At 48.0% G+C, this 21,497-nt stretch carries 25 protein-coding genes; 18 read left to right on the top strand and 7 right to left on the bottom strand.

From position 1 onward, the window contains the following. The first annotated feature begins 48 nt into the window (after window positions 1-48). Together KP626_RS04060 and KP626_RS04065 are read left to right on the top strand one after the other, a co-directional pair. Window positions 49-420 (top strand): hypothetical protein, encoded by a 372-nt coding sequence (locus KP626_RS04060; RefSeq protein ID WP_395978586.1) that lies wholly within the window; start codon window positions 49-51, stop codon window positions 418-420. Window positions 421-476: 56 nt separating this feature from the next. Further along, window positions 477-1,193, top strand: a complete 717-nt coding sequence (locus tag KP626_RS04065; protein WP_395978588.1) for a hypothetical protein — start codon at window positions 477-479, stop codon at window positions 1,191-1,193. Between the two features lie 862 nt (window positions 1,194-2,055). On the opposite strand, the gene KP626_RS04070 is transcribed toward KP626_RS04065, so the two are convergent. Then, window positions 2,056-2,460, bottom strand: coding sequence for a hypothetical protein (locus KP626_RS04070; RefSeq protein WP_395978590.1), 405 nt, complete (start codon window positions 2,458-2,460; stop codon window positions 2,056-2,058). A gap of 163 nt (window positions 2,461-2,623) precedes the next feature. Here KP626_RS04070 and KP626_RS04075 point away from each other — a divergent pair, with 163 nt between their 5' ends. The 9 genes from KP626_RS04075 (at window position 2,624) to KP626_RS04115 (ending at window position 9,120) form a co-directional block, all read left to right on the top strand. Further along, window positions 2,624-3,067, top strand: coding sequence for a prepilin peptidase (locus KP626_RS04075; protein ID WP_395978592.1), 444 nt, complete (start codon window positions 2,624-2,626; stop codon window positions 3,065-3,067). 20 nt (window positions 3,068-3,087) lie between these two features. Beyond that, window positions 3,088-3,495 (top strand): DUF3846 domain-containing protein, encoded by a 408-nt coding sequence (locus KP626_RS04080; protein ID WP_395978594.1) that lies wholly within the window; start codon window positions 3,088-3,090, stop codon window positions 3,493-3,495. Window positions 3,496-3,612: 117 nt separating this feature from the next. Further along, window positions 3,613-3,957 carry a DUF3849 domain-containing protein gene (locus KP626_RS04085; protein WP_395978596.1) on the top strand — a complete coding sequence of 115 codons (345 nt, stop codon included), beginning with the start codon at window positions 3,613-3,615 and terminating at the stop codon, window positions 3,955-3,957. Next, the gene (locus KP626_RS04090) at window positions 3,950-4,276 is read left to right on the top strand and encodes a plasmid mobilization protein (protein WP_395978598.1); all 327 of its coding nucleotides are present in this window, start codon (window positions 3,950-3,952) and stop codon (window positions 4,274-4,276) included. The genes KP626_RS04085 and KP626_RS04090 overlap by 8 nt, the downstream gene beginning before the upstream one ends. A gap of 61 nt (window positions 4,277-4,337) precedes the next feature. Continuing rightward, complete coding sequence (locus KP626_RS04095) at window positions 4,338-5,528, top strand: relaxase/mobilization nuclease domain-containing protein (RefSeq protein WP_395978600.1); 1,191 nt, start codon at window positions 4,338-4,340, stop codon at window positions 5,526-5,528. A gap of 13 nt (window positions 5,529-5,541) precedes the next feature. Then, the gene (locus tag KP626_RS04100; protein ID WP_395978602.1) at window positions 5,542-6,177 is read left to right on the top strand and encodes a DUF3801 domain-containing protein; all 636 of its coding nucleotides are present in this window, start codon (window positions 5,542-5,544) and stop codon (window positions 6,175-6,177) included. Window positions 6,178-6,378: 201 nt separating this feature from the next. After that, complete coding sequence (locus tag KP626_RS04105) at window positions 6,379-7,947, top strand: VirD4-like conjugal transfer protein, CD1115 family (protein ID WP_395978604.1); 1,569 nt, start codon at window positions 6,379-6,381, stop codon at window positions 7,945-7,947. 1 nt (window position 7,948) lies between these two features. After that, the gene (locus tag KP626_RS04110; RefSeq protein ID WP_395978606.1) at window positions 7,949-8,245 is read left to right on the top strand and encodes a TrbC/VirB2 family protein; all 297 of its coding nucleotides are present in this window, start codon (window positions 7,949-7,951) and stop codon (window positions 8,243-8,245) included. A gap of 32 nt (window positions 8,246-8,277) precedes the next feature. Beyond that, window positions 8,278-9,120, top strand: coding sequence for a hypothetical protein (locus KP626_RS04115; RefSeq protein ID WP_395978957.1), 843 nt, complete (start codon window positions 8,278-8,280; stop codon window positions 9,118-9,120). 298 nt (window positions 9,121-9,418) lie between these two features. On the opposite strand, the gene KP626_RS04120 is transcribed toward KP626_RS04115, so the two are convergent. Genes KP626_RS04120 through KP626_RS04130 form a run of 3 tightly spaced genes read right to left on the bottom strand, consistent with a single transcriptional unit; the run spans window position 9,419 to window position 13,494 of the window. Next, window positions 9,419-11,311, bottom strand: a complete 1,893-nt coding sequence (locus KP626_RS04120) for an ABC transporter ATP-binding protein (RefSeq protein WP_395978608.1) — start codon at window positions 11,309-11,311, stop codon at window positions 9,419-9,421. Then, window positions 11,308-13,077 carry an ABC transporter ATP-binding protein gene (locus KP626_RS04125; protein ID WP_395978610.1) on the bottom strand — a complete coding sequence of 590 codons (1,770 nt, stop codon included), beginning with the start codon at window positions 13,075-13,077 and terminating at the stop codon, window positions 11,308-11,310. Before KP626_RS04125 ends, KP626_RS04120 begins: the two co-directional genes overlap by 4 nt. A gap of 27 nt (window positions 13,078-13,104) precedes the next feature. Beyond that, the gene (locus KP626_RS04130; RefSeq protein WP_395978612.1) at window positions 13,105-13,494 is read right to left on the bottom strand and encodes a hypothetical protein; all 390 of its coding nucleotides are present in this window, start codon (window positions 13,492-13,494) and stop codon (window positions 13,105-13,107) included. Window positions 13,495-13,628: 134 nt separating this feature from the next. Between KP626_RS04130 and KP626_RS04135 the strand changes: the two genes are divergently transcribed. Continuing rightward, window positions 13,629-14,528, top strand: coding sequence for a LysR family transcriptional regulator (locus tag KP626_RS04135; RefSeq protein ID WP_395978614.1), 900 nt, complete (start codon window positions 13,629-13,631; stop codon window positions 14,526-14,528). 294 nt (window positions 14,529-14,822) lie between these two features. After that, complete coding sequence (locus KP626_RS04140) at window positions 14,823-15,548, top strand: Fic family protein (protein ID WP_395978616.1); 726 nt, start codon at window positions 14,823-14,825, stop codon at window positions 15,546-15,548. A 77-nt stretch (window positions 15,549-15,625) separates the two neighbouring features. On the opposite strand, the gene KP626_RS04145 is transcribed toward KP626_RS04140, so the two are convergent. Both KP626_RS04145 and KP626_RS04150 read right to left on the bottom strand, forming a co-directional pair. Next, window positions 15,626-16,198 (bottom strand): zeta toxin family protein, encoded by a 573-nt coding sequence (locus tag KP626_RS04145; protein WP_395978618.1) that lies wholly within the window; start codon window positions 16,196-16,198, stop codon window positions 15,626-15,628. Window positions 16,199-16,483: 285 nt separating this feature from the next. Beyond that, on the bottom strand, window positions 16,484-16,708 hold the full coding sequence (locus tag KP626_RS04150; RefSeq protein WP_395978620.1) for a helix-turn-helix domain-containing protein: 225 nt from the start codon (window positions 16,706-16,708) through the stop codon (window positions 16,484-16,486). A gap of 76 nt (window positions 16,709-16,784) precedes the next feature. Between KP626_RS04150 and KP626_RS04155 the strand changes: the two genes are divergently transcribed. The 5 genes from KP626_RS04155 (at window position 16,785) to KP626_RS04175 (ending at window position 20,951) form a co-directional block, all read left to right on the top strand. After that, window positions 16,785-17,279, top strand: coding sequence for a hypothetical protein (locus KP626_RS04155; protein WP_395978622.1), 495 nt, complete (start codon window positions 16,785-16,787; stop codon window positions 17,277-17,279). A gap of 23 nt (window positions 17,280-17,302) precedes the next feature. Further along, on the top strand, window positions 17,303-17,953 hold the full coding sequence (locus KP626_RS04160; RefSeq protein ID WP_395978624.1) for a hypothetical protein: 651 nt from the start codon (window positions 17,303-17,305) through the stop codon (window positions 17,951-17,953). After that, complete coding sequence (locus KP626_RS04165) at window positions 17,925-18,860, top strand: hypothetical protein (RefSeq protein WP_395978626.1); 936 nt, start codon at window positions 17,925-17,927, stop codon at window positions 18,858-18,860. Before KP626_RS04160 ends, KP626_RS04165 begins: the two co-directional genes overlap by 29 nt. Before the next feature lie 64 nt (window positions 18,861-18,924). Continuing rightward, window positions 18,925-19,275, top strand: a complete 351-nt coding sequence (locus KP626_RS04170; protein ID WP_395978628.1) for a PrgI family protein — start codon at window positions 18,925-18,927, stop codon at window positions 19,273-19,275. Further along, window positions 19,275-20,951, top strand: a complete 1,677-nt coding sequence (locus KP626_RS04175; protein WP_395978959.1) for a VirB4-like conjugal transfer ATPase, CD1110 family — start codon at window positions 19,275-19,277, stop codon at window positions 20,949-20,951. Before KP626_RS04170 ends, KP626_RS04175 begins: the two co-directional genes overlap by 1 nt. Here the strand turns inward: KP626_RS04175 and KP626_RS04180 are convergent. Further along, a complete protein-coding gene (locus KP626_RS04180) occupies window positions 20,902-21,492 on the bottom strand; it encodes a hypothetical protein (protein WP_395978630.1) in 591 nt (196 codons plus the stop codon). The genes KP626_RS04175 and KP626_RS04180 overlap by 50 nt on opposite strands. Window positions 21,493-21,497 lie beyond the last annotated feature (5 nt).

Raw genomic sequence — 21,497 nt, forward strand, 5'->3', positions numbered from 1 at the left:
TTACTAATAGTATATATTGGAAATAGAAAATAGTGTTAGGAGGCAAAAATGAAAAAAATCCAAATAATACTATATTCCCTCTATTCTATCTTTCTATTAGCATTGCTTCTTTTGCAAAATTACTTTGGAAATTCCTTAAGGAGTCTATTGGCGAGCTTTGATTTAAGAATAGTAATTTATAGTCAATTCATACTATTTGGGGCTGCTGTGTATTCAGAAAAAATATTTTCTTCCAGAACAAGCAGAAATCAAAGAATAGTGACTACGGCTTTAGGCACCATTGTATTTGGTGCCTATTATTTTTATCAATTCAAAATTCCTCTTTTTGCGCATCAAGCCAACCAATCCGTAATTTCCATAGCCTTTGTTGTAGCTGGCTATTTTCTAATTAGGTTAATAGAGGAGGTGAAGAATAGATAAGCCAAAGAACAGCGGTAACCAATAAGACCAAACTCATCACTAAGGAGGAAAACAGAGTGAAAAAAATCATGAAATTTTGGCCATTGTTTTTAGCCCTAATGATGACCGCCTTACCTCTTCAAGGGTTTGCTGCCAATAGTAATTATGTGCAGTTACCTGATACAGCAGTCGTTGCTATTCTCGAGAGTAACGAAGAACTCAGTATAGATGAAATTCGTACCAAATCAACTAAAGTAAAAACGGAAGTTCTTCAGGCAAGCGACCCTGCATTGCGAAACACTTCCTCCGTGCTGGTCTCAGAAATTTATGAATATGATCAGGTTTTGAGTCGCGTTCAGTTGGCAGATGGAACAGAAGTAACAAGACGTGCTAAAACTGTAATTGAGGAAATACAGCCCCGCTACAATTCTGAAACGACTAAATCAGAAAACGATGGATACTATACCCACTACATTACTTTTTACTATAATGAAACCACGAATGGCTATGCAACTTACTACACTCTTGAAAGTTTGAAGCTAAGCCGCTCTAGGACGCAAAACGGTGGAGATATGGTATCTGGAACCTTAACTGCTTACTCACTTGCAGAAAGTCCAAAGACAACAGTATCTACAGTTCCTATGGGTACAGCTGGTTTTTATATGAATTGTCCTGGGCATCCTCCGGTAATTGTTACATTCGGAGTTATTTCGGGGACCCTAGATTATGTCCTGAACATCAACGGAGTTAACTATACTCGACAGTGGCAGACTTACTTGCTTCATAACAGCTAAGTAAATAAAGTAAAAGGTGAAGGGGCCGGCGTATGCTGGCCCCTTTTCACATCTGAATAATTTACCAACCAAGTAAAACATCAAGTTGATCAAATACCTGCGATGTTATAAGCATCTTTTGTCGCCGGGCTCATATAGCGCAGTCATAGATGATATTTTATGAGTATTTTCAAATACGATGTTGATGATCTTGAACCAGAACTTGAAAGGGAACAACTGCAAAAAATAGAACTTGAAAGGTAAAGGGGGGCCATATTGGCCCCCCTTCCCACGATCAATATGGTCAACATGAATTACCAGCCGGGCAAAACATTTAGTCTAGCAGAACGGTTATAAAGATTAACGCCTACTTGGACAGTAAAAGAGAGGGTACATGTCATCTGAGCTGCTCCTTGAAGCATTGCATCATGAGCTGTCGGATAAATATTATAGTTATTGGTATCAGGTATGGAGTGGGTTGTGGTCAATGCCGTTTCCCTGCGTTCATACCCTGCTCCAGAGGTAAATATCGTAGTCTTCATATTAGAGTAAGAGGCAGTTCCTCCATGCAACGAAGAACGGTTATAGTTTACTCAAGTAAGATCAAAGTATGTCTGATAGAGGTTTAGTTTAACCAGATCATAATAAGCAATCATCTTATGACGGGAAATCCCGTCAAGATCTCTCTGATCGTCATAAGTCTGAGAATAACTGGCGTAAGGAACAATTTCCTCAACAATAGAAGATGCATATTCTTCGACGATAGTCCATCCTCCATTGCGCTTCTTTTTAACAGCTGATCATATTGAACATAAAATGATTAACTGGGTGTATTTTTTTGCTTTTATGTTTTCTTCCTTTGTACATATTGGGACTCGGGTTCTCATTCTTCTGCCTGCTTATTTTTTTCTACCACTTCCTCAACAAATCTAAATATAAAGTATCCAACAGAAAGGAATAATGAGACATTAATGAATTGAGTAATTTGTGCCATAAAAAATGCTACCCGATACTGTAAAATGTAATATAAAATGTTGATTATAATGCTACTTCCAAGGACAACAAGACAGGTCTTTTTTGAGTGCGATCTGGATAGTGACCTTTCCATCGCTAAACAAAATCCATATGGAATTAACATGGAAAAAGCAAATGCAGAAAATAGTATGAAGTTTCTATAATTTTCGATCATTTCGTATTGGATTATTGTAGCAATACGATTTGCTATCATAAGGAGTATAAGTAGAAAAACAGGATACGTAAGATAAAGAATTTTGATACTTTTTTTCACGCTGATTCCCTCCTTTTTAATCTCCATAATTTACCTTTTTCTTACTTTTATAATGACAGGAAGGAAATAGATGTCAATAGAAATCGACAAAAAAAAGATAAAAAATGCTAAAATCATACAAGCCTTTAAAAACCAAATGGCAATAGAGTGAGGAAAAATAAAAATGACAACCTTTGATTTTATCAGCATCCTTTTGGATGCTTTTTTTGTTGCTGGGCTTATATGGAGCAGCTATACCGACCTACAACATCGGAAGATCTCAAATGCCTGTGTACTCCTTCTTTTGTGTCTAGGATTGACCCGCACCTTTTTATCTCTTGCAGCCGGATCAATCGTATGGTATTTGCATCCGTTTGGATTGCTCTTTGGCCTTCCCTTTTATATCGGCTGGCACCTTCACAAAGTAGGCGGCGGTGATGTAAAACTCGCCGCCGTCCTTGGTCTCTACTTTGGCCTCCCTGCTTGCGTTATTCTTGTGATCTTTATGCTACCTATCCTATTTGCATATTACCTATTCCTCCATACCTCTAAAGCCAGCGTAGCAATGGCCCCAATTTTTTCCTTGGCGGCCATTGCTATGTTGGTCATCCAATACTTGATTTTTTAATAATAGAAAGGATGTTGTCTATGAAAGTATTGATTATCGAACCATCTTTTGAACCACGGGAAGCAGAGATCGAAAGCGGCCTGGAATCCCTGCAATCTGTTGTGGGAGGGAACATTGAAGCAATCTATCCGTATGAAGATGAGGTGGCCATCATCTGCAACGAGGAGGGGAAGATCAACGGTCTCCCGCTCAATCGCTCCATCGTTATGAATGGAGAAACCGTGGATATCATTGCCGGAACCTTTCTTGTCGCTGGCCTGACCAAATCCAACTTTGGTTCGTTGTCACCAGAACTTTTAAAAAAATACCATGATCTGTTCTATCCTGCGGAATTGTTCCAAATAGATCATCACCAAATTAAATCCATAAAAATTCCTCCTAAAACAAAACGGCGTTCTCATAAGTCTGTTGATGATCTCGTCCGTTAACGCTACTGCCGGGCTCTGCCCGGTTGTGGCAAGCATCGCATTTGTGGCCCTCCGGCCACACCAATGCCGCTTGTTAGGGGATACTCCCCTAATACCCCTAGAAAGGATGATGTGTCTTTGTCCAACGTCTTTCCCGAAGAACTATTTCGCTACCGGGAATGCCGCAGAGCTTTGGAATCCGAGCTCTTTTCTTCCCATGGCCGCATTTGCCTTTTTGCCCTTAACGCCCTGGATCAGATTATCCAGCAATATGGATTCGACCATGTGTGCGCTGTTATAGCTACTACCATTAAAAGTAACGATCCCGAACAATACAGCCAGCGAATACAGAAATGGGCCGATTCCATCCCTTCCCTCCCATTTTCAATGGAAGATCAGAAATCCCTATGCGTCTATGCCTCAAACTTTGCCCTAGAACGTGTGGCGCACTATCTATCCCTGGTGGCGAATGCCATTGCGTAAAAGAACCTATCGAGCTCGTGTCTGGCTGGACGATCAGGAGTACCGAGCCTATCGATCAGCCGTAAAACAATCCGGGCTTACCCAGGAAACTTTTCTGCGCCAACTGATTACGGGGTATGTGCCACGGCCCGCCCCCCCAATGGACTACCATAGGATGATCCGAGAATTAAACTCCATCGGGAACAACTTGAACCAAATCGCCGCTGTTGCCAACAGCAACGGATATATCAACATTGAGGAATACCGGAAAGCGGTGGCATATTTAAGGCGTGTTCTTTCAGAAATCCAAACCGCTATCGCCCTTCCAGAACGCAGGTGATCCTATCGCATACACGAAGATCTGGCCGGTCTATGACAGTATAAAGCGCCTCCTGCATTATGTGGCACGGGAGGATAAGGTACAAAACCCCGATCCCCAGGGAATGCGTCAACTGGTCACCGGCATCAACTGTGATCCCGATCCCGGTATTGCGACACAGCAATGGCAGGATATTCAAATGCATTATGGGTTACGGGGAAACCGCTTGGCCTATCATGCGGTACAGTCCTTTCAAGGATACGAGGTTCCCCCCTCAACCGCCCATGAAATCGGAGTAAAGCTGGCAACAAAGCTATGGGGAGAAAACTACCAGGTTCTTGTCGCTACCCATGTTGATACAGACGATATTCACAATCAATTTGCCATCAACCCCGTATCCTTCATAGGAGCCGAAAAATTCAGAAACGAGAATGCTTTTTATCCCCGAATGAGAGCTTTATCCGATGAACTATGTAAAGAATATGGGCTTTCCATTATCGACCTTCCGCAATCTAAAAAGGGGAAATCCTATGCGGAGCACAAGGCAGAAAAGGAACATCTGCCCACCAAACGGGGTATGATCCGGGAGGATGTAGACGCCGCCATTGCTCAAAGCCAAACCTATCAGCAGTTTCTATCCTGCCTCCAAAGAATGGGATATGAGGTAAACACCCGTGGCAAGTATCATAAAATCCGGCCAATAGGCGATGAACGCTTTTTTCGGCTTCGCAGCTTGGACCACAATGAAGGGGCTTACACCCAAGAGGCCATCATCCAGCGGATTCTTGCAAATGAGGCCCCTGCCAAGCCATCCAAGCGTCCCCAACGCAAAACGCTTCGTGTCCGTCCCTATCCCGTTCTTCATGGCCTACAAACCACTTGGTTCATTTATATCTTTGCCGCTGGGCCTCGGCGCAAATCTCGACCCCGGTCCCACCACACCGTTGTGTTGCGCAAGGACGCCCAAAGGCTTCGGCAAAGGGCGGCCATGTGCACCCTCCTATTTCAGCGAAAGATTACTACCCTATCTCAACTGGCCGAATATCAGCTTTCCCTACAACAACAGATCAAAGAACAATCCTCCCAGTATCGTAAGACATGGGAAGAAAAACAGCGAGAAGCAATCGGCCAACAAGTCAAACAACTGCGGTACGAGCTGCGGCTCTGTAAACAGATCGCCTCGGAAAATGAGGAGGTGTCTCGCCAAGTCCATTTGAAGAACCAGCTAGAAAAACATATAGTGTCCAGGACGATTTCTACTCCCATCAGATAGAAAGGAGTATGCAATGAATTTCAGCGATCCGGCCTCCCAACTGGTTGAGTTGGGATTAAAGGCCATCAGCACTGCCGCAATCGGCGGTGCAATTGCCGGCAAATTTGTGATAAAAGGAGCAGCAAAAGGCGGTGTCAGATTGACCAAACTTGCCAATCAGAAAATCAAGACGCTAGCAGGAAAAGATCCGTACTTTGTAAAAAAGGTGGAGGCATTGCAAAAGAGAGGACCCATCGCCATCTTTGCCGTCCCCAAGGAATGTGTAGACGCTTTTCGTGAGGCGAATATGGGAATGGAAAAGGGGTTGAATGTCTTTTACCATACCAGTCCCAGTGCGGATCGGCAGGGATTGGTTGAAATCATCGTAAATGAGGATCAGCTTGCCGTTGTTCAGCGAATTTTTCAACGTGCTGAGCTTACTTTTTTGGAGGATGATCGTACTCTAAAAAAAGACAAAGCCCCGGAGGATCGGAGCAACGGCAGTCCGTCCGGGGCTATCTCCAAAGCCTACGCTTCTTTTAGGCAGACCAACCAAGATCGTCCATCGGTTCGTTCCGAGCTAGAAAGTATCCAACATAACTCTTCCTCACAAAAAGAAAAAAAGAAAGGGGAAAAAATGCCATTGTTCAATAACCGGAAAGGACGATGATGCAATATAAAAAATCCAAGCCAAGGCCAGTATGATTGGATCATATGGCCTCTTTGTTATCCCCTCGTCCTATGGGCGGCCTTGCTGTTCGCCCCCTATTTTTCCTCCCATGTCAACGTCGGCACCATCTTAGATTCCCTTGTGCTTGCGCTCCAACATCCATTTTCCATCACATGGGCGGAATCCTCCCCGCGCTTTTTGTTGCTCTTTTCACTGGTCTATGGAATTGCCTGGGCTTCCTGGTGGGCAACCCGCCGCAATCTCCGTCCTAAGGAGGAATATGGGAGCGCCCATTGGGGCAATGTCCGGGAGCTCTGCAAACGCTATGCCGATCCTCATGGAGGCAACCGTATTTTTACGGAAAACTTCCGCATGGGCTTGGATGGCAAAAAACACCGGCGTTCCCTAAACTCTCTGATCCTAGGGGCCAGCGGCACCGGCAAATCCCGAAGCTATATCATCCCCAACATTCTTGCCATGAACGGCTCCATGCTGATCCTCGATCCAAAAAAGGAGCTATTGCGGTCTACCGGCGGCGTTCTAAAGAAAAATGGGTATGATGTACGGGTCTTTGACCTCATTGATATTCAAAACTCTTACCGCTACAACCCCATGCGCTATCTGGAATCAGACAAGGATGTATTAACCCTGGTGGATGCCCTCATAAGGAACACCACTCCCGCCAAATCCCACGACACCGACCCTTTTTGGACAAAAGCAGAAACTTCCATGTTTCAAGCGTTAATCCTCTATCTCATGTACGAAGCGCCGCCCGAAGAACAAAACCTGGGGATGGTCATGGAGCTCTTGCGGGCAGGAGAGGCACGAGAGGAAGAAGACTTCCAAAGCCCCTTGGATATTCTCTTTGAACGCCTTGCCATGCGGGAGCCCGACCATGTTGCTGTCAAAGCCTACCGTACCTTTCAACAGGCGGCAGGAAAGACGGCAAAATCCATCTTGGTGTCAGCGGGCGTCCGGCTCAGCTCCATTTCTCTCGGCATCATTGAATCCCTCGTCAGCATGGATGAGCTGGACCTATATACCCTTGGCACCCAGAAGGTCGCCCTATATTGCTGCCTCCCCGACAACGACAAATCCCTCAACTACCTGGCCGGGTTGTTGATTATGCAGGTGATCCAGGTACTCTATCGGGTTGCGGATCAGCACGGCGGCTCACTTCCTATCTCGGTTCATCTCATGCAGGACGAGTTTGCCAACGTCCCCAGCCTTCCGGGGGACGCCTACCAGCAGTACCTTAGCACCTGCCGATCCCGGAATATCCACAATTCCATCTGCATCCAAGGGTTGAGCCAGCTTCAAGCCATGTTCAAGGACGAGTGGGAGATCATCGTCGCCAACTGTGACGAGCTTCTTGTCCTTGGCGTCAATGACAGCAAATCCGCAGACTATATCAGTCACCTTATGGGCAAATCCACCGTGGATATCACCACCCATGGGCATACCAAGGGCCTAAAAGGTTCTTACTCCGACAACTTCCAGCAAGTGGGTCGGGAACTGATGGCTCCCGATGAAATCCGGCTCATGAATAACGACTATGCCCTGCTTTTGATCCGTGGGGAAAACCCATGCATTGACCGCAAATTTAACCTGTCCCGGCATCCCAGCTATGCCGCCACGCCGGAGGGTGGGGGCAGCCAGGACTTTGACTATACCCAGCTTACCTATCCGTTACAGCCGGATATCGACTTTGACGATACCGACGATCCCCAAGGCCATACCTTGAATCTTTTGGAGGTGCATTCCGATTAACATGCGTTGCCGAAAATTATTGACCTTTTGTTCCGTCCTGCTCCTAGTGTTTTCCCTTGCCGTACCCGCCCTTGCCGCCCCCGACGATCCACTTACCGTCGTCCATAACCTGGACGATTTCTTGTTTCAGTTCATCCAGGCCATCGGATATATCATGGCGGGCTATGGCGCAGTCCAGGTCGGCCTATCCTTCAAAACCCAGGATGCCAGCCAAAAATCCGCCGGATTGATGACCCTTGCCGGAGGCATTCTTGTAATCTTTGCTCGCAGCATTATCTCCCTCATCACCGGGGGCTGATCTCTTTGCCCATCTCTAGGAGGTGATCCCTCATCGACAGCAATCTTACCATTGAACTTCTGGAAGGGGCCCTAAATACTTGGAATGAAAAGCTCAGCCAGTTGTGGACTCTCCTTACCACCAGCCCCGCCGAGTTTCGGGATGGGGCGATTTGGCAGACCATCGTTACCATCAACGACGCTTTGAAAGCCTTTGCCCTGGCTCTATTGGTTTTATTTTTCTTTGCCAGCATCTTCAAGACCGTGGGGAATATGGCCGAGCTCAAACGGCCCGAGCTCATCGTCAAGATGCTGATCCGTTTCGTCCTGGCCCGTGCCGTGGTAATCTATGGGATGGACTTGATGCTGGCCGTATTTGAAATCTGCCAGGGCATCATGGCCACCATTGGGGAATCCATCGGGGCCATCGGAGCAGAGCCCTTGGTTTTGCCCGACGCCATCCGGGCAAAAATATTGGACACCGGGTTCTTTGAACGGATCCCCATGACAGCCGTTGCCCTCATCGGGAGCCTGGGCGTTACGATTATGTCCTTTGTTCTGATCCTCACGGTATATGGCCGCTTCTTTAAGCTCTACATGTATACCGCCATCGCTCCCATCCCTTTGGCTTCCTTTGCCGGGGAAAGCACCGAATCCACCGGCAAAGCCTTTCTCCGCTCCTATATCGGGGTATGTATGGAAGGGGCCATCATCATGCTGGCCATGCTGATCTTCAACGGCTTTGCCATATCCCCACCCGATCCCACCATCAACGTCGGCAGCACACAGATGATCTGGAACTATATTTCCGAAACCATTTTTAATTTCCTAGTTCTGGTGATTGTCGTTAAGGGCAGCGACCATATCACCAAGGAAATGCTGGGCCTATCGGGATGAAAAAGCTCCGGCCTTCGGCAACGTTCCATAAGGAAGTAAAAAGTATTTTGGTCGGAACTGGCGTGTCAAATCATGCCGGTTCCGATTCGTTTGGGGACTCCCTTCCAATCTTCAAAGGAATGCGGATTTGTCCCACATAGGTGAAATACAGGTCGATTCGCACCTGCTTCCTTCCGTTCTCCCTTACCGGGCTATGTACCACATTCCAATACGGCTAATTTCCCTTTTGCCACCACTTCCCTGATTTCTTGGAAAATCCAATTCATATATCCTATATAGTAATTTTTGTGAAGTCTAATTAAGCGCCTATCGCATTACCCGTATAAAGCTGGTAGTACCGCCCTTTCTCCGCAATCAACTGGTCGTGGGTGCCCCGCTCGATGATACGGCCCTGCTCCAGTACCATGATGCAGTCCGCATTCTTGACCGTGGACAGACGGTGGGCAATCACGAAGGTGGTGCGCCCGTACATCAGGCCGTCCATACCTTGCTGCACCAAAGTCTCCGTCCGGGTGTCGATAGAGGAAGTGGCCTCGTCCAAAATCAGCACCGGCGGGTCGGCAACAGCGGCGCGGGCAATCGCCAATAGCTGGCGCTGACCCTGGGAGAGGTTAGCTCCGTCCCCGGTGAGCACCGTCTGATACCCGTCCGGCAGGCGGCGGATAAATCCATCGGCGTTTGCAAGCTTTGCGGCGGCAATGCACTCCTCATCGGTGGCATCAAGACGCCCATAGCGGATATTGTCCATAACTGTCCCGGTAAACAGGTGGGTGTCCTGAAGTACCATACCCAGGGAGCGGCGTAGGTCTGCCTTCTTGATTTTGTTGATATTGATCCCATCGTAGCGGATCTTGCCATCCGCGATGTCATAGAAACGGTTGATCAGGTTGGTAATGGTGGTCTTGCCCGCGCCAGTGGAGCCGACAAAGGCGATTTTCTGCCCCGGCGTGGCGTACAGCTTGATGTTATGCAGGATGATCTTACCCTCCTCATAGCCAAAGTCCACATCGTCAAAGGTGATGTCGCCCTCCAGTTTTTTGTAGGTGATGGTCCCGTCCGCCTTATGGGGATGTTTCCAGGCCCAAACCGCTGTCCGCTCGCTGGTCTCGGCCAAAGTGCCGTCCGCGTTTTCCTTTACGTTGACCAGCTCCACATAGCCGTTGTCCTCCTCCGGGTGCTCGTCCATCAGGTCAAAAATCCGCTGGGCGCCGGCCATTGCCATGACAATGCTGTTGAGCTGCTGGCTGATCTGGCTGACCGGCTGGGTGGAGTTTTTGTTCAGCGTCAGGAAGGAAACCAGAGTACCGAGCGTCAGCCCCAGGTATCCGTTCAGGGCGAATACCGCGCCTACCACCGCGCACAGCACATAGCTGATGTTACCCAGGTTCACATTGACCGGCATACTGATGTTGGAGAAGGTGTTGGCCTTGTCTGCGCTCTGGCGCAGCTCGTCGTTCAGCTTACGGAACTGCTCCAGGCTCTTGTCCTCATGGCAGAATACCTTGACCACCTTCTGGCCGTCCATCATTTCTTCAATGTAACCGTTGACTGCGCCCAGGTCTTTTTGCTGACGGGCAAAGTAAACGGATGACTTCGCAGCGATCTTCGAGGTGGCAAAGACCATCACGCCGATCACTGCCAGGGTGATAATGGTCAGCGGGATGTCCAGAATAAACATACTGACAAAGGAAGTCACGATGGTCACGCCGGAGTTGATAACCTGGGGGATGCTCTGGCTCATGAGCTGCCGCAGAGTGTCCACGTCGTTGGTGTAAACGGACATGATGTCGCCGTGGGCATGAGTATCAAAGTAGCGGATAGGCAGGCTTTCCATGTGCTGAAATAGCTCCACGCGGATGTTCCGCATCGTGCCTTGGCTAACATTAACCATGATCCGGTTGTAGGTATAGGCACAAAGTATGCCGATCCCGTAGGTGACCGCAACGGAGACCAGCGCCGTCGCCAAATGTGAGTAGTCCGGTGTCTGGGCCTGAGTCAGCGGCACGATGTAATCATCAATCAAACTCTGCATGAACAGGGTGCCCCGAAGGGTAGCCAAGGCGGAACCAAGGATACACACTACCACCATGAAAAAGGAAAACTTGTAATTTTTCAGCATCAACCCCAGCACCCGGCCCATGGTGCGGAGTTGCCGACCAGTGCTCATTTTGCTGTTTTTCTGTGCTGTCATGCCAAAATACCATCCTTTCCGTCCGGGGCCGGCTGGTCGAAGTCGCCGCCACCCTGGGTCTGCGCGTCATAGATCTCGCGATAAATCTGATTGGTTTTCAGAAGATTTTCGTGGGTATCAAAGCCGTTGACCTTTCCGTTATCCAGCACAAGGATACGGTCAGCGTCCTGTACGCTGGAAATTCTCTGAGCCACAATCAGCTTCGTGGTGCCGGGAATCTTTTTGGCAAACGCCTCTCGGATCTTCGCGTCGGTGGCCGTATCCACGGCGCTGGTGGAATCGTCCAAAATCAGCACTTTCGGCTTCTTCAGCAGGGCGCGGGCAATACAGAGACGCTGTTTCTGGCCGCCGGAGACATTGCTGCCGCCCTGCTCGATCCAGGTATTGTATCCATCCGGGAACCGCTCGATGAACTCATCGGCACAGGCCAGGCGGCAGGCTTCGGCGCATTCTTCCTCCGTGGCGTCCTCTTTGCCCCAGCGCAGATTGTCCAGGATCGTGCCGGAGAACAGCACATTTTTTTGCAGTACCACCGCCACCTGATTGCGCAGAGCCTCCATGTCATAGGAGCGAACGTCCTTGCCGCCGACACAGACGCTGCCGCTGTCCACATCGTACAAGCGGCTGACCAGGCTGACCAAGCTGGATTTTCCGCAGCCCGTTCCGCCGATGATACCAATGGTCTCGCCGGAGCGGATGTGCAGGTCAATATCCTGGAGCGTCTTTTCGCCGCTGCCATGCTTATAGGAGAAGTCCACATGGTTGAAGTCGATGCTGCCGTCGGCAACGGTTTCCTCCGGCTGGGAGAGATTAGCCATATCGGGGACCTCGTTCAGGACCTCCGCGATCCGGCGTCCGCTGGCTGCGCTCATGGTGACCATGACAAAGATCATGGAGAGCATCATCAGGGACATGAGAACGCTCATCACATAGCTGAACAAGCTGGTCAGGCTGCCGGTGGACAGGTCGCCTGCCACGATGAAGTGCGCGCCGAACCAGGAGATGGCAAGGATGCAGCCATAGACCACCAGCATCATCACCGGGTTATTCAGCGCCAGGTTACTCTCCGCCTTGACGAACAGACCATAAAGTTTTTCCGCAGCCTTGCCGAATTTCTTGTTTTCGTGGTCCTCCCGCACGAACGCCTTGACCACACGGATGGCGGAAACATTCTCCTGCACACTGGCGTTTAGGTCGTCGTATTTGCGGAATACCTCATTGAACACCGGCAGGGTGCGGGTCATGATAAAAATCAGCCCCACAGCCAAAATAACGATGGCCACCAGGAAGATCGTGCTCAGCTTTACGCTAATGAAGAAACACATGACCATGCTGCAAATCAGCATCAAGGGAGCGCGAACCGCGATCCTCAGAATCATTTGATAGGCGTTCTGCACATTGGTCACATCGGTGGTCATCCGGGTAACAAGACCGGCGGTGCTGTACTTGTCGATGTTGGAGAAGGCGAAGGTCTGTACCTTTTCATAAATCCCTTCTCGCAGGTTGCAGGCCAGGCCGGAAGACGCCTTTGCCGCGTACCGGCCCGCCAGGACGCCGAACACCAAGCTCAGAAAAGCCATGACCAGCATGATGCCGCCGTACAAATAGACCTGGTTGATATTTCTCGCCTCGATCCCCTTGTCGATGATTGAAGCGGTAACGAATGGGATCAGTACTTCCATCAGCACTTCCCCCACCATAAAGATCGGCGCAAGGATAGAAGCGGATTTGTACTGCTTCACCTGCGCCAATAGCGTTTTAATCATATCGCTGCCTCCATTTCTTTTTTCAAATTACAGAGCATTTGATCCAGGACCTCCTCCAGCCATTGCTGGGATCTCCTGGTACAACCGCTTCTGCTGGGCAAGCAGACTGGTGTGAATCAACTGCTCGGCGCCGTAGGCCTTTTCCATCAGGATGATCTGCTTTTTCCCGTCGTCCAGCGGATCTTCCTTCATGCGTAAATATCCCTGCCTCAATGCCTTCAGTGTGGAGGACACGGAAGCTTTTGCCAGCGTTGCTAGAAGGTCCGCTCCGTAAATATCCTGCCCTCTGCGGCTCAACAGATAGTGGAGAAGGATACACTGGGTCGGTGATAACTCCATATCTTCTAGCAGTATCTTTCCGTACTGCTCCAAAGAGAGATGGAGCTGTTTCAAAGTCCATATGAGATTTTTCCGCAAGGTTGGCTCTCCTTTCCCGAACTTTTTCACGGTAAACGATTCAGCTCCTGACCGTCCGTCCAGACATCATTATACGGATTTCCTGTTGAAAGTGAATTTAGAATATATTACTATTAGAAAGGAAATCTTACTAATTGAAGAAGGAGGGCATTGCCATAAACACCTTTCAGCTTTCCTGCTTTCTGGCGGTGGCGGAATATTTGAACTTCGCACAGGCGGCGCAGTCGCTCCATGTGACGCATCCAGCCGTCAGCCAGCAGATCCAGTCCCTTGAAAAGGAATTGAATGTGAAACTGTTCCAGCGGACCACCCGCACCGTCCGACTGACCGAAGAAGGAAAAGCGTTTTTGTGGGATGCGCAACAGATCGTGGTGCTTTCCGAGCGTGCCAAGAAACGCTTTGGCAATGTCATGGATGGAAATATAGAAACGCTGGCCATTGGCTGCTATAACTTTCCCTGTATGTTCCTGCTGTCGGACGCATTGGAGAGCCTACGCGTCCTCCGGCCAAAACTTCACCCGCGCCTCCAGACAATCCCATTTCAGCACATCTATCGAATGTTGGAGGAGGGAGATCTGGATGCAGTCGTTGGCTTTCGGGAGTCATCCAAGCAGAAAGTCAACGCGCAGTATAAAGAGATTGCAGAGATTCCGCTGGTTTGCCTCTGTTCCTGTAAGCATCCACTGGCAGGCCAGAGCAAAATCAGTTTAGAAGAATTACGAAACGAGAAATTGGTCCTGTTCGTCCCCGCTAGAGCCACCATTTCCATCGCACAGATACAGGAGCAGCTCATGGGGGAGCATTCGCCCTCAGAGTTTTATTTTTGCGAGTCGGCGGAGGCAATCACGGTTCTGGTCACGGCTGGATATGGTGTTTCCGTCCTGCCGGATTATCTGGTGCCGGATTCACCGTTGATTGCCAAAATTCCGCTGAAAGACACGGAACCCATGTCCTTTGGCATTTACTATAAGACTCTTCAGGGTAACCCGGCGCTGAAAGCCTTTATGCAGTGCGCCAAGGAACATTTTGAGTAAAAAATGTTCAATCTGTTATTTTAATTGAATCAATGCCGAAAGTCAGATTATCCCAAATTCGGGATAATACCGGTTGCGATTTTGGCCGGATTACCAAGGAAATGCTGGGCCTATCGGGATAAAGGAAGCCCTGGCAAACTGCCGGGGCTCCTTCCCTACTTGTACCATCGTGGGCACAAGTGAATATCCATAAAGAAAAAACTTGTGCTCATCGTGAGCACAAGTTGATTTATATGATATATTGAAGATATATAGGGTAAACATGAGTATCCCCATAAAGGAAGTGGCTCAACGATGAATTTTGAGAACAAATATTGTATGAATGAAGAACAGAATATCTTTGTTGCAAAACGCAATATTGTCGACTATATCTGGAAAAGCGCAAAGCTAGAGGGGCTGGGCGTTACGTTCCCACAGACCCAGGAAATTTATGACGGCGGCATCATCAACGGAATCCCACGGGACGAAGTCATTGCCGTTAACAACCTAAAACATGCGTGGCAATTCCTTTTTGAAACATTGGAGTATCCCATGGATCTTCCCTATCTCTGCCATATCAATCAGGTGGTAGGGGCAAACCTGATCTATGGTTCCGGCTTTTTGAGGAAAATGCCCGTCCGCATGGGCGGTACGACCTGGACGCCGGATATGCCCATAGAATCTTTAATAAAGGAAGAATTGGACGACATCCTAAAAATAGAGAGTGCAACCGAGCGGGCCATTACCCTGATGCTTTGGGGGATGCGCCGCCAGATGTTCCCCGACGGGAATAAACGTACCAGCATGCTAGCCGCCAATCAAATTATGATTCAAAACGGCTGTGGGATCATCAGCATCCCCATTGACCGGCAGGGAGAATTTATAGAGAAGCTAGTGCGCTTTTACGAAACCAATGAGATGGATTCTCTCAAAACATTCGTCTATAACCACTGCATTGACGGCGTTGATTTTGAGCCAATACAGGAACAGCCCACCACACGGGAGCAATTTACAAGCAAAAAGCGCAACCAAGAACGATAATACAAAATAAAAGGCCCTACACTTACAGGGCCTTTTTCATTGAATGGGTCACTTGTGCCCATCGTGGGCACAAGTGCTTACAAACTCTCTTGATATTGTTTTTCCATCGCTACAAACCATGCCGGGACATCTCCATTGGTTCGCATAAATTCTCCATTCTGATACTCTGCCACGAGCTGAAATCCATTTTCATTGTCATAAAAATTCGCTTCATCGCAGTATGGGAGAATATCAACCAGCACATCAAATCGTTTGGCAAACCGACGGCGCACATCTTCTTCCTGGATATCGTGCCCGCCCTTTGCAACACGGTTTGCAATCCGCTTTAGGCATTCCTCCTCCGTTGCTACGCCAACATAAAATAGATGTACCTCGTATCCTCTTTCCTTGGCCTTCTGGATCATCCTCGTTACCTGATGTCCACCCGAAAGCGTAGATTCCTGTGTAAAAGAGATACCATTTTCACAGTAATGGTTCATCAGCCTTAACGCCTGTTTTCCTGCTTCTAAAGCCGACAGCTTCCCCTGCATCGCCATCTTATCAATGTCTATAATCATGCCCAGGTCATCGCGTTCCTTTTTCAAAACGCCTGTTAAGCTGGATTTCCCCGCTCCATTGACCCCGCCGATGATGGTATATACCTTTGCCATGACATCTTCTCCTGCCTTTGATCCACCCCATATTCTTTAGGGTATTATATCATACCATCCATGATTCGTACCAATCTGGCAAAAGAACGGACCTCTAGCCTTTATCCATTTTAATAACCATTTAGTTATAAAGTGGCTTTCGATACAAAAAAGACCCCGCAAATGCAGGGCCATTTCAATATCGTTTAGTCCGCTTCTTTATATTTTTCAAACACCTTGAGCAACGCATCAAACTCTTGCTCCCATCATCAAGAAAATAATAGAGCCCAGGATATTTCCCTGGGCTTAATCTTTTTTCCGGCCTTTTTTATATTTCCTTATCGTACTCTCAATGGAATCTAATGTTTCTAATGCACAAATTGGTTTTTCAAAACCCGGCGTAAAAAACTCTGCGGGTGTAATTCCGAAATAATCGCATATTCCCAATAAGCTATCTATGGTGATTCCCTCTGGCTTCTTCGTATGATTCCTCAATGCATTGATGTATCCTTCACTTAAACCTGATCCCAAAGATGCTTCACGATCAGATACACCCTTTTCTGAGATCCCTTTTCATCGGGAGTGGTCCGCCCAGGAGATCCGCTCCATGGAGGAATCGGAGTTTCTGGCCGCAACCGAAAGCCTAGAGCAATTCTGCAATGAGGTTTTAATTACGGAAACAGAGCGGGGGCCCCAGCTTCCCACAGTTCGGGCGCAGTATATTCACTTTTACACCCAAGTTGCCCGGTTCATCCGCACCGTCCATCCCGTAGTCTATTTCAACCTGGTCAACGGAGCGGGAAAATCCAGCCCGTTATATGTTCTGGAATTCATCACCGCCGCCGTGCATGCGCCATATATCCCATGCTACCCGGTGGATTTTATGAAAGCGCTCTCCCGTGAACAGGCCCAGGAATACATCGGCGATCTGTTACACGCCGGTGAAATGCTGGTTTTTATCTATGGAAAGATTCATCCTGTCCCTATGTTCCTTTTGTCGTATTTCTCCATGTTCCTAACCAAGCGGCCAGGGGAAACAAAGGACTTTCAAAAATACCACGGTCAGCATGACGGCAGTACTACGCCGCAAATACTCAACTAAATTTCATCTTGGGAGGCGGTAGCATGATACACACGGACCATTTGTTGACGGAATTTACCCTGGGCATGTACGACGAAAATACCATGAGCGTTGTCTACCAGATGGATGCAGAGGAATATGCCGACCACGACAAAGCATTAGCGGCTGTCAAAGAAGGCTTTTTTCACGGGAAGATCCGCACTTGCAATCCTAGGCTATACACTTTTCTTGTTCGGTATATAGATGGGTCGCGTGGGCTGGGCAGAGAAGTTCGCCAGGATGACCGCCCGCTGATTGCCGACCTTGCCCGTCAAAACGCTCCGCACTACATCGAATATCTAAGCGTGGATTTTGGGCCGCAGGACCGGCACTATATCCCGCCTGTTTGCTACCAAACTCGCTTGGAGGATGGGACTGTTCTGTTGCCTCAGCTTGCCTTAAAAGACCTTTCAGAGCTTACCGATCAGGAGATAGCCGCATATCAGGTAGATCTCTATCTCCTGCTTCTAAATCTAAAACAGTCCTTTTATTATGATGATCCTGCGCCAGTCTATGTCCGTTCCTATGCTCGGATCATGAACTGGTGTCTAGGATATGCTGCTCCTAGCCGCCGATATTTTGAGGTCGCTAAGGACGTATATTTGAGGAAATTGGAGGAAGGGATTTATGAGCAAAAAATGTGCGATTATAGTTGAGCATGGGCTATCTAGGATGAAACTAGCACCAAAGTTGGGGGAAGCCATTGATCTCTATATAGAAAATGGTGTGGATGAGTTTTACATTTCTTTAGATACCTCCCTCGGCAGATGGGCACTCCAATATGTCACAATAAGATTTCCTGGCATGAGATGCATTGGATGTGTTGCTAGCGATAAAGGTACACACAGCAATCATGGAAAGGTCATAATAAGGGACTATTCAGAATATAGCCGAGCGCATTTGAAAAAAATCATTGCGGATTGTGATTGTGCGATTATGGTAACTGCTTTTATGCCAAATGCTTTCGGTTCAATTCGCTCTACCATTGGCTGGGCACAGCGATATGTGTATGACCACAACTATAACACCCTTCACATAGATATACGGGATGGCAAAATTCGCCCTTCCAAAACAGCGATCAAACAAATATGCGTAAATACTCTAGTACCGCATCGTTATCACCGCTGTACCCTTGTAATCCAAGATGAGCGACATCTGCTTAGTCACACTGGAGATTCCATCTCTGAAAATGTAATTGAGGAACTCGAGCGCTGTATCGTAGAAGGTATCTCTGATTACGAAATAGTTCTGTGTTCTAATCCAATCATATCCTTAGCAAAGGAGATTCTCTCATATCCCAATACCACTTGTAAGACCAGTTATTCATCCATTTCCGAACAAAGCGAATGGCGTTCAATTCCCATAGAAGATTTGATAGAAAAACTGGATTCTGATTATTTCGTCTTTATCGGCAAAGTTGCGGGTACGGGAGACAGCTATTATGAACAATTGATCCAAGCAGTTAAGAAAAAACGAATTGATGCATCCTATGTTGTCCATCACGATATCAAATATATACGTTATGAGGACGATCAAGAAAAGCTTTTAACCTATCCAGATTGATAACCAATTGTTTATATACAACAGCCTCCATTGGAGGCTTTTCATATTTTAGGAGGTGAAAAACTTGGAAGTCAAAGTCCCAAAAGACATTAAGCAGTTCCATGAAACCGTGTTTTTCGGCCTTACGATCCGGCAAGCCATCTGCGGCATATTGGCCGGTGGCGTCGCAATCGCCCTGTATTTTTTCTTCATTGATAAGCTGGGCATGGAGATCACAAGCTGGATCTGCATTCTAGCGGCTGTCCCCTTTGGATTGATGGGGTTTTTCAACTACCACGGCCTAAACTTTGAGCAATTCCTATGGGCCTGGTTGTTTACCAATGTCCTAACCCCAACCCGACTTTTCTTTCGTGCCGAAAACCTTTACTACACAATGCTTACAGAGCCCAAGGCAAACCGCAAACAGAAAGGTTGATGTTGTTGCTATCTTCCCTTAAAAAACTCTCTATCCTGTCCCGAAAAAAGGGCCCTTCCATTCCGAAATCCACACAAAATGTTATCCCCATCAACCGCATCTGGCCTGATGGGATTTTCTTTTTAGGAGATAACCGCTATTCAAAGACCTACCACTTTACGGATATCAACTATTCCGTCAGTTCCCCCGAAGATATGACCACCATGTTCTTAAGCTATTCTGCAATCCTTAACTCACTGGAACCCGGCGTTGATGCCAAGATCACCATTAACAACCACCATATTGACCGCGCGGACTTTAATCAATCGGTGTTGCTTCCTTTAAAGCATGACGGCTTAGATCATTACCGCCAGGAGATCAATCATCTGATGGAAAACCGGGCGCTGGTTGCCCACAACCACATCACACAAGATAAGTACATCACCATCACGGTTGAAAAGCGAAACGTAGACGAAGCTCGAACAGCCTTTCAAAGAATCGGCAGCGACTTATCCGCAAAATTCAAGCGGCTGGAATCACAGCTAGAAGAATTGGATACGAGCTCCCGCTTAAAACAACTCTATGAATTTTTACGCCCGGATCATCAGCCCCCAATGCTATATCCCATCAATGAAACCGCAAAAAAAGGACATAGTTTTAAGGATGCCATCGCTCCCGATTCCATGTCCTTCAAACGGGACTATTTTGAAATGGACGGTAAAGTGGGGCGGGTACTCTACTTGCGGGAATACCCTTCCTATCTCCGGGACAGTATGGTTGCAGAGATTAGCGACATCGCCCGGAACATGATGCTGTCCATTGATATTGTTCCTATCGCTACCGAGGATGCATTGCGCCAAGCGCAAAATAAGCTCCTTTCCGTAGAAAGTAATATTACAAATTGGCAAAGACGACAAACACAAAACGCCAATTTCTCCGCACTGATTCCTTTTGATCTGGAACAGCAGCGCCAGGAGTCTCGAGAGTTTCTGAGTGATCTCACCGCCAGGGACCAGCGAATGATGTTCGTTGTCCTCACCATCGTCCATCTTGCCGATTCCAAGGAGCAGTTGGATCAGGATACCGAAAGCATCCTTTCCGTTGCCCGCAAAGATATGTGCCAGGTCAGCCCCCTGTCCTATCAGCAGCTCGCCGGACTTCAAACGGTGCTGCCCATTGGCGTCCGGCAAGTCCATGCTCTGCGCACCATGACGACAGAAGCCACCAGCGCTCTCATGCCCTTCCGTTCTCAGGAGCTATCCGACCCTAACGGCCTATACTACGGCCAGAATGCAATCACCGGACGGCTGTTGCACCTCCATCGCCAGGGGCTGCTAAATGGCAACGGGTTTTACCTTGGCGTATCGGGCAGTGGAAAAAGTATGGCGTGTAAAGTCGAAGCTGCACAGATCATTTTAAACACCAACGACGAGGTTCTGTTCTTGGACCCCGAAGGGGAATACTCCGAGTTTGTCCGGCATCTTGGTACAGGAAATGACTGTGAAGTCATCGACATCTCCACCACCAGCAAAGCGCGGATCAACGCCATGGATATTTCTGCGGGATATAGCGATAATCCTATCGCCCATAAAGCAGAATTTCTCCTTTCCCTATGTGAACAATGTATCGGCGTTGGAAAGCTCAACGCTAACTTTCCATTGATTGTGAACTTAGTCGCCATATTCCCTGTGTTTTAACCCACTTCCCCTGGTATTCCCATATGTTTGCCATCAGACGGAAGATAGAAACCTCCACCGCATCCTCCCGTTGGTCTCCTCCTGATCCTTCTGTTCTGGTGGCGTCACCCAGAAACGGCTCTGTTACAGGCTCCGCTTGAATCGTCGCGGCATATCTTCCTCCTGGCCCTCGATCATTTAAGTTCACATAGCCTTCTCCACCAAATACTCTAGAGTGCGTTTCTTCATCTAAAGAGATCGGGGTGTCCAGTTCCCCAGCGTCGATAAAGGATCTATCCAGCCAAATCGCGTTCTCCTTGATATCAAGAATGAAATTTGGAGCGCCCATGTATAGACACATGCCTTCTTCCGTGAGTTCGCCTGCAATTCCCGCAAATACAACATATTGCCCATGTATTTCCTCTGTCCGCGCCATGATCGCCATATTCATTTCATAAAGGGGCGCAGATAGCTCTTCATCCTCGTCCGATGGTGCAGCATACGCCATCTGGAATGGCAGGACTAAAAGCAGCAATAGAATCATCAGCATCCATTTTTTCATGGTCC

This window comes from Christensenella sp. MSJ-20, assembly GCF_044357945.1.
Classification (GTDB): Bacteria; Bacillota; Clostridia; order Christensenellales; family QAND01; genus QAND01.

Bases quoted from the DNA above. Each gene is read 5' to 3' on its own strand.
- KP626_RS04125 (WP_395978610.1), bottom strand. From the start codon at position 13,077: ATGATTAAAACGCTATTGGCGCAGGTGAAGCAGTACAAATCCGCTTCT.
- KP626_RS04145 (WP_395978618.1), bottom strand. From the start codon at position 16,198: ATGGCAAAGGTATATACCATCATCGGCGGGGTCAATGGAGCGGGGAAA.
- KP626_RS04120 (WP_395978608.1), bottom strand. From the start codon at position 11,311: ATGACAGCACAGAAAAACAGCAAAATGAGCACTGGTCGGCAACTCCGC.
- KP626_RS04080 (WP_395978594.1), top strand. From the start codon at position 3,088: ATGAAAGTATTGATTATCGAACCATCTTTTGAACCACGGGAAGCAGAG.
- KP626_RS04100 (WP_395978602.1), top strand. From the start codon at position 5,542: ATGAATTTCAGCGATCCGGCCTCCCAACTGGTTGAGTTGGGATTAAAG.
- KP626_RS04060 (WP_395978586.1), top strand. From the start codon at position 49: ATGAAAAAAATCCAAATAATACTATATTCCCTCTATTCTATCTTTCTA.
- KP626_RS04175 (WP_395978959.1), top strand. From the start codon at position 19,275: ATGTTGTTGCTATCTTCCCTTAAAAAACTCTCTATCCTGTCCCGAAAA.
- KP626_RS04160 (WP_395978624.1), top strand. From the start codon at position 17,303: ATGATACACACGGACCATTTGTTGACGGAATTTACCCTGGGCATGTAC.
- KP626_RS04180 (WP_395978630.1), bottom strand. From the start codon at position 21,492: ATGAAAAAATGGATGCTGATGATTCTATTGCTGCTTTTAGTCCTGCCA.
- KP626_RS04140 (WP_395978616.1), top strand. From the start codon at position 14,823: ATGAATTTTGAGAACAAATATTGTATGAATGAAGAACAGAATATCTTT.
- KP626_RS04110 (WP_395978606.1), top strand. From the start codon at position 7,949: ATGCGTTGCCGAAAATTATTGACCTTTTGTTCCGTCCTGCTCCTAGTG.
- KP626_RS04165 (WP_395978626.1), top strand. From the start codon at position 17,925: ATGAGCAAAAAATGTGCGATTATAGTTGAGCATGGGCTATCTAGGATG.
- KP626_RS04155 (WP_395978622.1), top strand. From the start codon at position 16,785: ATGGAGGAATCGGAGTTTCTGGCCGCAACCGAAAGCCTAGAGCAATTC.
- KP626_RS04075 (WP_395978592.1), top strand. From the start codon at position 2,624: ATGACAACCTTTGATTTTATCAGCATCCTTTTGGATGCTTTTTTTGTT.